A 13,259-nucleotide genomic window follows, 5' to 3' on the forward strand; every position below is an offset into this window, starting at 1 on the left:
GGGAGCGGTGCGGTGGGGTGGGGCGCTACTCGGTGACGAAGTCGCCCATCATGGCCATGTCCTCGTGCTCCAGGTTGTGACAGTGGATCATGAAGGCGCCCGCGTAGTCCGTGAACCGGGTGACCACCTCGACGGCCTCGGCCGGGCGCAGGTCCACCGTGTCCTTCCAGCCGTGGTCGAACGCTCCGATGTCACGGTTGTTGCGTGACACCACCTGGAAGTGGTCGAGGTGCAGATGGACGGGGTGGTGGAAGTTGGTGGTGAACCGCCACACCTCCACCTGCCCGAGACGGGGCCGGGCCAGCGCGCGCCCGGGCTCGTACTCCTTGCCGTTGATCGTCCAGCCCGCGCTGGAGCCGCGGAAGTGGAAGTCGCGGGTGACCGCGGCGCGGCCCGGGTCGAGCCGGGCCACCTCGCTCAGCTTCCGCGGCACCGCCGTGTCGTCCCGCGGGGATCCGGAGCCGACGTCGAAGCGCATGACCTGCGCAGTGGAGCCGTCCCCGAAGCGGTTGACCAGGCGGACCCGGGTGCCCGGCCGGTAGCGGGAGAAGTCGACCACGACGTCGAATCGTTCGGCCGGGGCGATCTCCAGCGCGTCGTGCCGGCGGGGCGCGTCGAGCAGGCCGCCGTCGCTGCCGATCTGCACGAAACCGCCGCCGCCCTCCGGCTGCGGGTCCAACTCCAGTTTGTACGGGCGGGCGTTGGAGCCGTTGAGGAAGCGCAGCCGGTAGCGCAGCCGGTCCACCTCGTGCACCGGCCAGGGGGCGCCGTTCACCAGGACGACGTCACCGAGCACCCCGTTCATGTAGGCGTCGGTGACCCCCGGGGTGCGCAACTTGCTGTCCAGCCATGGGTACCGGAACGATCCGTCCGCGGCGAACGAGCGGTCCGTGATCATCAGTGGGATGTCCCGGTCGCCGCGCGGCAGCGGCAGCCGGTCCTCCTCGTCGTCGTGCACGAGGTGGAACCCGGCGAGCCCCATCCAGACGGCGACACCCGTGTAGCTCATGCGGTGGTCGTGGTACCAGAGCGTCGCGGCGCGCTGCTTGAAGGGATACGTGTACGTGCGCGTGCCCTCGGTGAGGTCCATCGCACCGTGGTCCATCGTCATGCCGTGCGTGCCGCCGCTCATGTCCTGGTGGACACGGCGCATGTCGTACGAGCCGTCGGCCGGCAGGATCAGAGACGTCGGATAGCCGTCACTGGACGCCGGGGTGTGGCCGCCGTGCAGGTGGACGACGGAGGGGCGGTCGAGCTCGTTGCGGTGGCGCACCACGGTGCGGCGCCCCGAGCGCGAGACGATCGTCGGCCCCGGGAAGGTGCCCCCGTACGTCCACGCCTTGGTGCGCAGGCCGGGCAGAATCTCCAGTTCGGCGTGGCGCTGGGTGATCTCGTACGTGTCGGTGGTGCCGCTCGTCGACACCGGCTTCAGGACCTCGGGGACCGGCAGGGGCGTCCGGAAGGCGGGCGGCAGCTCGGCCTCGCTGGCCAGCACCTTTCCGGGGCGGCCCTCGCGCACGTAGTCGCTCAGCGCCGGCCAGCCGGCCGCGGTCAGGGCGCCGACGCCGAGCGCCGCACCGCCCGCGCCCAGCAGCGCGCGCCGCCTCACTTGACCGGCTCCGGCTGCACGGCCTCGCTCCGGGCGGAGCCGGAGGCGGGGGCCTTGGCGGGCAGCGGTGTGGTCATCGCGCGCTGGGACAGCACCGCGACGGCGGAAACGAGGACGACGCCGAGCAGGACGTGGGCGGCGACGCTGCGGTTGAGGCCGAGCATCATCTGGCCCACGAGCGCCAGGAGCACGACGATCGAGGCGGGGAGAACCGACTTGGGCCCGCCCGCACGTCGTACGAAGAAGGCGGCGACCGCCATCAGGAGGGCGACCACGACGATGCCGCGGCCGAGCGTTCCGTGGATGGCCAGCATGTCGAAGTGGCCGCCCAGGAAACCTCCTGCCAAGGCGGTCTGAACGAGCATCAGCACGGACTGGATTGCGGCGGTAATGCGCAAGGACAGCAGAGATGGGCGCAAAGACATGCCGGCGATCCAACCCCGACGCACGACGGCGTGCAATACGAACCTGGCATTGTCGCAGGGCAGTTGGGTGCCGCCCGGGCCCCTCGGAAACTTAAAGAAAAAATAAAGCCGGACCGTGAGTCGAGATCAAGCCACGCCTTCGCGTGTGGGCCGCGTGGCGCGTGATCTCTACTCTGAGCGGGACACGTCCCATGACCCCGGCGGGCACACCCGCCTTATGCGGAGGTAATGCGATGACGATGCCCGCTCGTGAGGAAAACCCCTGGCTGAGAAGGATCGTCGCCGCTCCCGGTGGCGAATTCCGCCTGGTGTGTTTCCCGTTCGCCGGTGGGTCTGCCAGCTATTTCCGGCCCCTGGCGATTGCCCTGGCGCCGGATGTGGAGACCCTCGCAGTGCAGTATCCGGGACGTCAAGAGCGGCGGACGGAAGCGCCGTTGGAGAGCGTCGAACAGCTCGCGGACGCGGCGGCCGAGGCGTTGCGTCCCCTGGTCGGCGGCCGCTTCGCCTTCTTTGGGCACAGCCTCGGCGCCCTGGTCGCCTTCGAGGTCGCCCGGCGCCTGGAGGCGACCGGCGGACCGGGCCCGGTGCACCTGTTCGCCTCCGCGGTGAGCGCCCCGTCCGTGTTCAGGCCGCCGACGGTCCACCTGGCCGACGACCGGACCCTGCTCGCCGAGCTGAGCGCCCTCGGCGGGACCGGCCGCCCACCGCTGGCGGCGGTCCGGGCCGACTACCGGGCCGTGGCGTGCTACCGGCCGCGGCCCGGTGCCCGGATCTCCTGCCCGCTGACAGCCCTGGCCGGCACCGAGGACCCCATCGTCTCCCCGGCCGACTCGGCGGCCTGGCGCGCCCACACGGACGGCGCCTTCGCGCTGCGCACGTATCAGGGCGGGCACTTCTACCTCGACCGGCACATCACCGCGGTCGCCGGCGCGGTCACCGACACCCTCGCACCGCACCTGCCCGCCGTGGCGCGCTGACCCGTGCCCCGGGCGGTTCACGCCCGTCCATCGCGCTGCTTTCGCGGCGCTTAATCGGCTCTCCGTAGCTTCGGCGTGTCCTTGCAGCCGTGCCCCGCACGCCAAGTGACAGACCGTCAGTTCCCGTCGGAGCGACGGGTAGACCCATGACTCATCCCCGGGAGAGCCGATCGATGACAACCGTTACCGGCCAGGTCAGGCCCGCTGACGTCTGGCAGAAGGCAGATGCGGCAAAGCAGTTCCTCGACCAGGCGGCCATCGAGCTGGCGTCGGCGAAGACGGAGCTCGACGAGCTGCTGAAGGTGTCCGCGGGCAGCCACGTGCTCGACGTCGGCTGCGGCACGGGCAACGACGTGCGGGCGATCGCCGAGCGCGTCGGCCCCACCGGCCGGGTCGTCGGCCTCGACTCCAGTGAGGAGCTCATCGCGCAGGCGCGTCCCGCCGGGCCCGGCGCCGCCCCGGTCGAGTTCCTGCACGGCCAGGCGGGCGCGCTGCCGTTCGCGGACAACACGTTCGACGCGGCCCGCGCCGAGCGGGTGATCGAGCACGTGCCGGACCCCGCCGCCGCCGTCGCCGAGATGCTGCGCGTGGTCAAGCCCGGCGGCCAGGTGCTGATCACGGACCCGGACCACGGCCTGTGGGCGCCAGACCTCGCCGACCGTGAGCTGACCCGCACCATCATGAACTGGTGGGGCGACCACGTGCCCAACCCGTGGGTGGCACGCCGGCTGCGTGGCCTGCTCGCCGCGGCCGGTGCCGTCGACATCACGCTGCGCCTGCAGCCGGTCGCGCTCACCAGCCTGGCCGCCGCGCACGCGCTGACCTGGGTCGGCAAGGCCGCGGACATGGCGGGGGCGCAGGGCGTCGTCGACGCGGACGCGGCCCGTGCGTGGGGCGAGGAGATCCTGCGCCGGGACGCCGAGGGCAGCTTCCTGATGCTGGGCACCTTCGTCGTCGTCTCGGGGTTCAAGAAGTGACGGCCGCGGCCGTCGTGACGGAGCACGCGCGGCTCGCCGAGACCTGGTTCGGCACCGCGTGGGCGGGCGGCGACGTGAGCATCGCGGACCAGATCTTCGCGCCCGACTTCGTGCTCAACGGCAAGCAGGTCGGCCCCGAAGGGCCCCGGCGCAGCGTGCGCGGAGTGCACAGTGCCTTCTCCGACATCGAGGTCGACCTCGACCTGGTGGTGACCGACGGGGTGCACGTGGTCACCCACTACACCACCACCGCCCGGCACACGGGCACCTACCGGGGCGTCCCGGCGTCCGGCAACCGGATCCACGTCTCCGGAATCGTGGTCTGGGAGGTCCACGACGGCCTGGTCCGGCGCGACTGGAACGTCTTCGACACCGGCGAGGTCATCGCCCAGATCACCGCACCGCAGTCCCCGACCGGCGACGACAAGTGAGGAAGAGACCGACATGACGCACACGGGTGAGGCCCAGCAGGACTTCGACGTCATCATTCTCGGCGCGGGCAGCGCCGGCACCGTCCTCGGCGCCATCCTGGCCCGCCACGACGTGCGCGTGCTGCTCATCGACGCCGCCGTGCACCCCAAGTTCGCCGTCGGCGAGTCGACGACGCTCTACACCCTCAAGGGCTACCGGCAGCTCGCCGAGCGGTACGGCATCCCCGAGCTGGAGTACCTGACCTCCTACGAGGGGGGCCTGGAGAACATCGGCCCGACCTCCGGCGTCAAGAAGCACTTCGGCTTCATGCTGCACAAGGAGGGGGAGGAGCCCGACCCCCGCGAGGTCAACCAGTTCAGCCCGCCCTCCAAGGCACTGCAGACCGGACACCTCTTCCGGCAGGACACCGACGCCTTCCTCTTCCACACCGCCATCCAGTACGGCTGCGCCGTGCGCCAGGGCTTCCGCGTCGCCGACATCGACCTCGGCGACGACGAGGTGGCCGTCCAGGACGCGAACGGCGAGCGGTACACCGCCCGGTTCCTGGTCGACGGCAGCGGCTTCCGCTCCCCGGTCGCCGACAAGCTCGGACTGCGCGAGGGACCGGACGCGCTCAAGCACCACTCCCGGTCCCTGTTCACCCACATGATCGGCGTGAAGCCGACCGACGACGTGCTGCGCATGGAGCCGGAGGACCTGCCGCCGATCCCCTGGGTCCAGGGCACCATGCACCACATGTTCGAACGGGGCTGGATCTGGTCCATCCCGTTCAACAACGAACCCCGCTCGAAGAACCCGCTGGTGAGCGTCGGCCTCACCTACGACGAGCGCCGCTACCCCAAGCAGGAGGGGGTGAGCCCGGAGGACGAGTTCCGCTCGTTCATCAAGCGGTTCCCGGCGGTCGAGCGGATCTTCGCCGATGCCGTCACCGTCCGCCCCTGGGTGTCGACCGGCCGCCTCCAGTACTCCTCCAAGGAGACCGTCGGGCACCGCTGGTGCCTCATGTCGCACGCGGCCGGGTTCCTCGACCCGCTCTACTCGCGCGGCCTGACCAACACCACCGAGCTGATCAACGCCTTCGCCTGGCGGCTGCTCGACGCGCTGCGCGAGGACGACTTCGACGTCGAGCGCTTCCGTTACGTCGACACCCTGCAGAAGGGCCTGATCAAGTACAACGACCAGCTGGTCAACGCCTCGTTCATCTCGTTCTCCGACTACGAGCTGTGGAACGCGGTCTACCGGGTGTGGGCCGCCGCCGAGGTGCCGATCAACCTGCGCTTCGACCGGTTCATCGAGCGCTTCCGGGACAGCGGTGACGACCAGGTGTTCCGGGACATGGAGGACGTGCCGTACCCGGGCCTGCTGCTGCCCGACCAGCCCGCGTACAAGGCCGTCTTCGACGAGATGGTCAGCCTGTGCGAAGCCGTCGACCGGGGCGAGTTGCAGGCCGCCGTCGCCGGGCGCCGGCTGATGAAGGCCATTGAGGCGTCGCCGGGCATCCTGCGCGGCATCGGCATCGAGGACAAGAACCGGCGGTTCATGTTCCCCGGCATCCCCGAGCTCAAGTCCATGTCCGCGTGGCTCCTCGACGAGGCACCCGAGGAGATGAGCTACCTCGCGCCGACGGTCCCCGCGGGCACCGCGAGCAGTGTCCGTGAAGTCATCATCCCCGAGTGACGGGCCGCCCCGGCCCTTCGTGCTGCTGATCAGAGGGGCCGTCGGACAGGGACAGCGGCTCGTGCGGTTCTTGTGGAACGGGCTGCAGGCAGCGGGCTCCATGTACGTGGGCCCGCTGCCCGCGCAGGAGGACCACCCGGTGGCCGAGCCGCCGCGGCCGCTGCTCGACGAGCCGCCCGCCGGACACCCCGAACGGCTCGCGCCGCCCGTCCCCCTCTCCCGTACCGAGGCCGACCTGTGGGCGCGCTTCTACTCGGACACCTGACACACCTGACACCCCCTCGTCCTCCTTCCGCCACTCCTTGCCTACGGAGCACACCATGGCCAAACGACTGTTCACGTCCGAGTCGGTGACCGAGGGTCACCCGGACAAGATCGCTGACCGGATCAGCGACACGATCCTCGACGCCCTGCTGGCGCAGGACCCCACGGCGCGGGTCGCCGTCGAGACACTGATCACCACAGGGCAGGTCCATGTCGCGGGCGAGGTCACCACGTCTGCCTACGCCGACGTCCCCACCCTGGTGCGCGAGGCGGTCCTGGACATCGGCTACGACTCGTCCGCCAAGGGCTTCGACGGGGCGTCCTGCGGTGTCTCCGTCTCGATCGGCGGGCAGTCCCCGGACATCGCGCAGGGCGTCGACACCGCATACGAGAAGCGCGTCGACGCCGCGGACGACGATCTGGCCCAACAGGGCGCGGGCGACCAGGGGTTGATGTTCGGCTACGCGACCGACGAGACGCCGGAGCTGATGCCGCTGCCGATCCATCTCGCCCACCGTCTGGCACGCCGGCTCACCGAGGTCCGCAAGGACGGCACGGTGCCCTACCTGCGCCCGGACGGCAAGACGCAGGTCACCGTCGAGTACGACGGCGACCGGGCGGTGCGTCTGGACACGGTCGTGGTCTCCTCCCAGCACGCCGCGGACATCGACCTGGATTCTCTGCTCACCCCCGACATCCGGGAGTACGTGGTCGAGCACGTCCTGGCCCAACTGGCCGAGGAGGGAATCAAGTTGGAGACCGACGGCTACCGGCTCCTGGTGAACCCGACCGGCCGGTTCGAGATCGGCGGCCCGATGGGTGACGCGGGGCTGACCGGCCGGAAGATCATCATCGACACGTACGGCGGTTACGCCCGGCACGGTGGCGGTGCCTTCTCGGGCAAGGACCCCTCCAAGGTCGACCGTTCGGCGGCGTACGCGATGCGCTGGGTCGCCAAGAACGTCGTGGCCGCCGGCCTCGCGCGGCGCTGCGAGGTCCAGGTCGCCTACGCGATCGGCAAGGCCGAGCCGGTCGGCCTGTTCGTGGAGACCTTCGGCACCGAGACCGTCGACGTCCCCGTCATCCAGCGGGCCGTCTCCGATGTCTTCGACCTGCGCCCGGCCGCGATCGTGCGCGACCTCGACCTGCTGCGCCCGATCTACGCGCAGACCGCCGCCTACGGCCACTTCGGCCGCGAACTGCCCGACTTCACGTGGGAACGCACCGACCGCGCGGCGGCCCTGAGCGCCGCGGCACGGCGCTAGGCCACACCCGCCCGCAGGGCCGACCGACGTCTGGAGGAGTCATGAAGGAGGAACCGGAGGACCAACTGTCCGGCGCGGACCGGATGGCGGCACCGCCGCTGGGACTCGCCGGGGTCGAAGAGGAACCCGGTGAGCAGCACATCGTCCGCGGCATCGACTGAACCCCGCACCACCCCTTACCCATTTCACCGTTCATTCAGTGAGGCGACTATGGCCGAGACCGGCACCGTAGAGCTGGAACCCCCGCCGTTGCGGAACGTCCGTTCACTCACGGGCCTGCGGTTCCTGATGTCCATCACCGTCTTCATCTCCCACCTCGCGGTGATGCTGCCGGTCCCGCACGTGAACGAGGTCCTCGAACTCGCGGGGTCCGGCGGCACGTTCTTCCTCGTCCTGTCCGGCTTCGCGCTGACCTGGAGCTTCCGGGGCAACGACACCTGGGGCTGGTTCATGAGCCGGCGGATGGCGCGGATCTGGCCCACCCTGGTGATCGCCCTCGCGCTGCCGCTCGGCTTCGCCCTCGCGGCGCCCGGCACCGATGCGGGCCACATGATCGGCGCAGCCCTGGCCAGCCTGTTCTTCGTCCAGGCGTGGATACCCGGCGTCGTCCTGGAGACGACCAACCCGGTCACGTGGATGCTGTCGTGCGTGGTGTTCTTCTACGCCATCTTCCTGTGGGTCGGCCGCTACTTCCTGCGCCGTACGCTGCGGCAGCTGGCCTGGCTCGCGGTGGCGGTCCTGGCGTACGGCTGGGCCCTGCGGATCGTGCTGTGGATCGCCTACCCGCCCAGCGAGCCGCTCGCTCTCGACGACGCCGCGGGGCTGACCTTCGGCATCTACTCCCCACTGGGCCGCATCCAGGAGTTCCTCTTCGGCGTCCTGATGGCCGCGGCCATGCGGCGCGGCCTGCGCGTCCGGTTCACCGTCGGCCAGGTCGTCGCGGTGATGGCCGTCGCCCTCGGCGTGCTGTGGGCCATGGCCGGCGCCCCGGTGCGCAGCGCGGTGCCGCACGACCCGCTGGACCTGGTGATGGCTCCGCTGTACGCGCTGCTGCTCGCGGCCTACACCCAGCGCGAACTGGACGGGCGCTCCTCCCTGTACGCGCGGCCTTCGCTGGTGGCGCTCGGCAAGATCTCCATGGGGATCTATCTGTTCCACTTCACGGTGATCTTCACCATCGCCGCGATGGTGTACCCGGACAAAGACATGGTGGACTTCTTCCTCGACCCGGTGACGCCGGTGAACGCGCACTGGCTGTGGGGAGCGGTCGGTCTCGTGATCTCGATCGTCGTCGGCTGGCTGGTGCACCGCTACTACGAGGATCCGATCGAGCGCAGGTTCCGTGCCTACCTCAACTCGCGGACGGGGAAGGGCGCTTCACCGGCGTCGCCCGCCGGGGAGCAGCGGGGGCTGGTCGGCTCATCGGCCTCCGAGTCCTCCTGAACCGGACGTCGCCGACGGCTGTGTCCCACACCCCCTCGGGCCGGTGTGGGACACAGCCGTCAGCGACGTCCGGCCACGTCGTCCCCGGCCCTCGGGCGGACGAGACCCGACTCGTAGGCCACGATGACCAGTTGGGCCCGGTCGCGCGCGTCCAGCTTGCCCATTGTCCGGCTGACGTGCGTCTTGACGGTCAGCGGGCTCAGGCCGAGATGGTCGGCGATCGCCGTGTTGTTCAGGCCGCGTGCCACCAGGGCGAGTACCCCGCGCTCGCGGTCGGTCAGCGCGTCCAGCCGGTCGGGGACGGCCGTTCCCAGTCCTCCGGCCGGTGCGCGCAGCACCTGGTCGATCAGGCGGGCGGTCGGCCCCGGCGACAGCAGGGCCTCGCCCTCGGCCACCGTCCGGATGGCGTCGAGGAGTTCGGCGGGCCTGGTGTCCTTCACGAGGAACCCGGAGGCGCCCGCGCGCAGCGCCTCGACGACGTGCTCGTCGGTGTCGTACGTCGTCAGCATCAGGACCTTCACCCCGGCGAGGTCCTCGTCGGCGGCGAGCAGCCGGGTGGCCTCGATGCCGTCGAGGTCGGGCATGCGGACGTCCATGACGACGAGGTCGGCCCTGGTGGTGCGGGCCAGTTCGACGGCTGTGCGCCCGGACGCGGCCTCGCCGACCACCTCCATGTCGGGGGCCGATGAGACGAGCATGGCGAAGGCGGCCCGCACGAGGGCCTGGTCGTCGGCGAGCAGGACACGGATGGGCGGGGTCATCGGATTCCTTCTTCCGTAACGGACGCGCCGGCGCCGGCCATGGCGGGGCGCCGGCCGGCGGGGCCGAGCGGCAGCAGCGCGCGGACCGCGAAGACATGGTCGTCCTCGGGACCGGCCGACAAGGTGCCGCCCACGCTGCGCGCCTGCTCCCGCAGGCCGATGAGGCCGAAGCCCGCGGGCTGCGACGAGGGGCGCAGCGGCCCTTCGGAGCGGTTGGTCACCTCGACGTGCAGGGCGCTCTCGGCCTCGTGGGCCAGCACCCGGACGGACGGGCGCGGGCCGCCGTGCCGCACGGCGTTGGTCAGGGACTCCTGGACGATGCGGTACGCGGCCGCGCCCACGGCGGCGGGTACGTCCCGCAACTCGGGCAGGTCCAGGGTGACGCGGGCGCCCGAGGCGCGGGTCGTGGCCACCAGGTCGGGGAGCGCGCCCAGTCCTGGCAGCGGGGCACGGTCGTCGTCCGGGGCGTGCCGGAGGACCTCGAGCGTGGTGCGCAGTTCGCCGCGGGCCGACCGGCAGGTCTCCGCGATGTCCTCCAGGGCCCGGCCCACGGCGGCGCGGTCGAGGCGCTCGGGGTCGTTGGCCAGCAGATGCGCGGCGACGGAGGTGCGGACACCGACGAGGGTGATGCTGTGGGCCAGCAGGTCGTGCAGATCGCGGGCGATGCGCAGCCGTTCCTCGGCGAGGCGGCGGCCCACCTCCTCCTCGCGGGAGTGCTCGGCGCGCTCGGCCCGCTCGACGGCCGCCGCGATGTTCTGCCGGTGGTAACGCACGCAGGCCCCGAGCGCCAGGAAGGCCACGATCCAGCCGGACACCCGCAGGGCCTCGGTGCCCTCGGTCAGCCCTTGCCCGAACTTGACCGTGACGACCACCCCGACCACTCCGGTGCCCGCGAGGAGGGAGCGCGGCACGGTCTGCGTGGCGGCGACGGTGTAGAGCGCGACCATCGACACGGCCATCAGGGCACTGTGGTGGTAGCCGAGTGCGTGGTAGGGGACGAGGAGGGCGATCAGGGCCAGGAAGGACCGCATCGGCGCCGCGCGCCGCCACACGGTCGGGACGTGCGCGGCCAGCAGGAGCGTCCAGCCCAGCAGGTCGAGGGGGTGTCCGTCGTCCCGCCCGAGCCGGACCACGAAGACCGCGGTCAGGGCCAGAGTGAGGGCCAGCAGCAGGTCGGTGCGCGTGAGTTGGTGCCGCGTCGGCGTGGTCATGGCCGTACCGTCCGTCTCGGTCGGACGGGCGCCCCCGGAGACCCGGGGGCGCCCGTCTGCGGTCACGATGGTCATGGTGCGGGCGTCAGGTCCCGGTCCCGCTCGGCCACCGGCGCGGCAGGGGCCTTGGACAACGGGCCCGGCCACCAGACCCGGCGGCCCAGGGCCACACTGGCGCTCGTCACCAGGTAGGTGCGGACCAGGAAGGTGTCGAGCAGCACGCCCACCGCGATCACGAAGCCCAGCTCGACCAGCTGCACCACCGGCATGGCGGTCAGCACGGCGAACGTGGCGGCGAGCACGAGGCCCGCGGAGGCGATGACGCCGCCGGTCGTGCGCAGGGCGGTGAGCGCGGCCTCGGCGGTGTCCGCCCCGTTCAGGGACTCCTCGCGCATCCGGTGCATCAGGAAGATGCCGTAGTCCACGCCGAGCGCCACGAGGAAGACGAAGGACAGCAGGTACAGACCCGGGTCGGTGCCGCCGAACCCGAACAGCGGCTCGAAGACCAGGCCCGCGACGCCCAGTGCCGCACCCCACACCGCGACGACCGCGGCGAGCAGGATCAGCGGGGCGACGAGGCTGCGCAGCAGGGCGACCAGGATGAGCAGGACGGCGATCAGCACGATCGGTACGACGACGAGCCGGTCACGGTCGTTGGTCTCCCGCAGGTCCATCTGCTCCGCGCTGGGGCCGCCGACGTAGGTGTCCTTGCCGTCGAGCGCGGAGCGCAGCGCCTTGATCGTGGCGGTCTCGCCCGCCGTCTGCGACACCGAGTCCGTGACGACCGAGACCTCGGTCCAGCCGTTGCCGGTGCGGCCGGCCTCGGCGCTGGTCACCCCGTCCACGTCGCGCACGGTCCCGAGCACGTCGTCGGTCTGCGCCGTGCGCGTGGTGATGACGACGGGCTCGCTGCCGCGCTCGGGGAACGCCTTGGCGAGGGTCTGCATCGCGGCGACGGAGTCCGGCTTGTCCTTGAAGGAGTCCTCCTGCTTGAGCGGCGAGGGCAGGTTCAGCACGCCGAGGGCGAGCGCCCCGAGCACGGCCGCGCCGCACAGCAGCACCGCCACGGGCCGGCGCCCGGCCGAACTGCCCATGGCACCGAACAGCGAGCGGCGGGCCTTGGGCCGCGATCCGTAGGCCGGGACCGACGGCCAGAACACGCGGCGGCCGAGCAGGACCAGGACGGCCGGCAGCAGCGTCATCATGGCGGCGAGCGCGCACAGCACACCGAGGGCGCCCAGCGGGCCCATGCCGCGGCTGCTGCCGAGGTCGGCGAAGAGCAGGCAGAACAGGCCGGCGGCGACGGTCCCGGACGAGGCGAGCACGGCGGGGCCGCAGCCGCGCAGCGCCGCCCGCATGGCGTCGTAGGGGTGCTCGATGCGGCGCAGTTCCTCGCGGTAGCGGGCCACGATGAGCAGCGCGTAGTCGGTTCCCGCGCCGAAGACCAGGATCGTCATGACGCTGGTGCTCTGGCTGCTGATGGTCGTGTCGAAGATCCGGTTGAGTCCGTAGGCGGCGCCCATGGAGAGGAAGTCGGCGATTCCCGCGACCGCCAGCGGCACCAGCCACAGGAACGGGCTGCGGTAGATGAGGATCAGCAGGATCGCCACGACCGCGACCGTGGTGTAGAGGACGGGCCCGCCCACGGACCCGTACATCTCGCGCGCGTCGGTCGAGATGGCGTCGGGGCCGCTCACCTGCACGGTCAGTCCGTCCGTGCTGCGGGCGATGTCGCGCACGTCGGCGACGAAGGCGTCCCGCTTCTTGTCGTCCTGGCCGGGCGCGGTGGTGCTGACCGGGTACATTACCGTCGAGCCGTCGTCGGACGTCACGGCCCGGGGGGCGCCGGTCAGTTCGAAGCCGCGGTCGATGCGGCCGATCTGCTCCGTCGCCGCGGCCTTGTCCTGCGCGGTCAGGGCGCCGTCGCGGTGGTAGACCACGACGATCGAGGTGGCCTCGCCGCCGGGCATCTGGTCCTGGATCTTGGCGACTTGCGTGGAGTCGGCGCTGGCCGGGAGGTAGTCGACCGCCCGGTTCACCTGTACGTCGCCGAGCTTTGTCGCGAATGGGGCGGTTAAGGCCAGCAGGCCGATCCACAGCGCGAGCACGGCCCAGGGCAGGGCCCTTCGTCGCTTGCTGCTGGTGCGGTGCTCCATGCCTCCCATTGGGTGGCCTCCCTCACAGTCCAAATAGTTCGTTAGCTATCAATCGTAATCGG

General features: G+C 71.2%; 12 protein-coding genes. 7 read left to right on the forward strand and 5 right to left on the reverse strand.

The window, feature by feature from the left end:
- Positions 1-25: 25 nt before the first annotated feature.
- Positions 26-1,609: a multicopper oxidase family protein gene (locus ACY34M_RS32970; RefSeq protein ID WP_462722149.1), complete on the reverse strand. Its 1,584-nt coding sequence runs from the start codon at positions 1,607-1,609 to the stop codon at positions 26-28.
- Entirely contained in the window at positions 1,606-1,974 is a 369-nt protein-coding gene (locus ACY34M_RS32975; RefSeq protein ID WP_462722148.1) for a hypothetical protein, read from the reverse strand. Before ACY34M_RS32975 ends, ACY34M_RS32970 begins: the two co-directional genes overlap by 4 nt.
- Before the next feature lie 299 nt (positions 1,975-2,273).
- Here ACY34M_RS32975 and ACY34M_RS32980 point away from each other — a divergent pair, with 299 nt between their 5' ends.
- The 7 genes from ACY34M_RS32980 (at position 2,274) to ACY34M_RS33010 (ending at position 9,069) form a co-directional block, all read left to right on the forward strand.
- Positions 2,274-3,011 (forward strand): thioesterase II family protein, encoded by a 738-nt coding sequence (locus tag ACY34M_RS32980; RefSeq protein WP_462724129.1) that lies wholly within the window; start codon positions 2,274-2,276, stop codon positions 3,009-3,011.
- Positions 3,012-3,184: 173 nt separating this feature from the next.
- On the forward strand, positions 3,185-3,988 hold the full coding sequence (locus ACY34M_RS32985; protein ID WP_462722146.1) for a methyltransferase domain-containing protein: 804 nt from the start codon (positions 3,185-3,187) through the stop codon (positions 3,986-3,988).
- The gene (locus tag ACY34M_RS32990; protein ID WP_462722145.1) at positions 3,985-4,419 is read left to right on the forward strand and encodes an ester cyclase; all 435 of its coding nucleotides are present in this window, start codon (positions 3,985-3,987) and stop codon (positions 4,417-4,419) included. The genes ACY34M_RS32985 and ACY34M_RS32990 overlap by 4 nt, the downstream gene beginning before the upstream one ends.
- Before the next feature lie 13 nt (positions 4,420-4,432).
- Complete coding sequence (locus tag ACY34M_RS32995; protein WP_462722144.1) at positions 4,433-6,097, forward strand: NAD(P)/FAD-dependent oxidoreductase; 1,665 nt, start codon at positions 4,433-4,435, stop codon at positions 6,095-6,097.
- A gap of 61 nt (positions 6,098-6,158) precedes the next feature.
- The gene (locus ACY34M_RS33000) at positions 6,159-6,362 is read left to right on the forward strand and encodes a DUF6059 family protein (protein ID WP_462722143.1); all 204 of its coding nucleotides are present in this window, start codon (positions 6,159-6,161) and stop codon (positions 6,360-6,362) included.
- A gap of 55 nt (positions 6,363-6,417) precedes the next feature.
- Positions 6,418-7,626 (forward strand): methionine adenosyltransferase, encoded by a 1,209-nt coding sequence (gene metK / locus ACY34M_RS33005; protein WP_462722142.1) that lies wholly within the window; start codon positions 6,418-6,420, stop codon positions 7,624-7,626.
- Positions 7,627-7,836: 210 nt separating this feature from the next.
- Positions 7,837-9,069, forward strand: coding sequence for an acyltransferase family protein (locus ACY34M_RS33010; RefSeq protein ID WP_462722141.1), 1,233 nt, complete (start codon positions 7,837-7,839; stop codon positions 9,067-9,069).
- A 59-nt stretch (positions 9,070-9,128) separates the two neighbouring features.
- Here the strand turns inward: ACY34M_RS33010 and ACY34M_RS33015 are convergent, their stop codons facing one another.
- The 3 genes from ACY34M_RS33015 to ACY34M_RS33025 form a co-directional block, all read right to left on the reverse strand.
- Complete coding sequence (locus ACY34M_RS33015; protein WP_462722140.1) at positions 9,129-9,830, reverse strand: response regulator transcription factor; 702 nt, start codon at positions 9,828-9,830, stop codon at positions 9,129-9,131.
- Positions 9,827-11,041, reverse strand: a complete 1,215-nt coding sequence (locus tag ACY34M_RS33020) for a sensor histidine kinase (RefSeq protein ID WP_462722139.1) — start codon at positions 11,039-11,041, stop codon at positions 9,827-9,829. Before ACY34M_RS33020 ends, ACY34M_RS33015 begins: the two co-directional genes overlap by 4 nt.
- Before the next feature lie 71 nt (positions 11,042-11,112).
- The gene (locus ACY34M_RS33025) at positions 11,113-13,206 is read right to left on the reverse strand and encodes an MMPL family transporter (RefSeq protein WP_462722138.1); all 2,094 of its coding nucleotides are present in this window, start codon (positions 13,204-13,206) and stop codon (positions 11,113-11,115) included.
- Between the last annotated feature and the right edge of the window lie 53 nt (positions 13,207-13,259).

The sequence above is a fragment of the Streptomyces sp. EDA2-14 genome (genome assembly GCF_054963755.1).

What these genes read in the sequence shown, in the direction of transcription:
- ACY34M_RS32980 (WP_462724129.1), top strand. Translation starts at nt 2,274, where the DNA reads ATGCCCGCTCGTGAGGAAAACCCCTGGCTGAGAAGGATCGTCGCCGCT.
- ACY34M_RS33025 (WP_462722138.1), bottom strand. Translation starts at nt 13,206, where the DNA reads ATGGGAGGCATGGAGCACCGCACCAGCAGCAAGCGACGAAGGGCCCTG.
- ACY34M_RS33010 (WP_462722141.1), top strand. Translation starts at nt 7,837, where the DNA reads ATGGCCGAGACCGGCACCGTAGAGCTGGAACCCCCGCCGTTGCGGAAC.
- metK (WP_462722142.1), top strand. Translation starts at nt 6,418, where the DNA reads ATGGCCAAACGACTGTTCACGTCCGAGTCGGTGACCGAGGGTCACCCG.
- ACY34M_RS33020 (WP_462722139.1), bottom strand. Translation starts at nt 11,041, where the DNA reads ATGACCACGCCGACGCGGCACCAACTCACGCGCACCGACCTGCTGCTG.
- ACY34M_RS32975 (WP_462722148.1), bottom strand. Translation starts at nt 1,974, where the DNA reads ATGCTCGTTCAGACCGCCTTGGCAGGAGGTTTCCTGGGCGGCCACTTC.
- ACY34M_RS32985 (WP_462722146.1), top strand. Translation starts at nt 3,185, where the DNA reads ATGACAACCGTTACCGGCCAGGTCAGGCCCGCTGACGTCTGGCAGAAG.
- ACY34M_RS32995 (WP_462722144.1), top strand. Translation starts at nt 4,433, where the DNA reads ATGACGCACACGGGTGAGGCCCAGCAGGACTTCGACGTCATCATTCTC.
- ACY34M_RS33015 (WP_462722140.1), bottom strand. Translation starts at nt 9,830, where the DNA reads ATGACCCCGCCCATCCGTGTCCTGCTCGCCGACGACCAGGCCCTCGTG.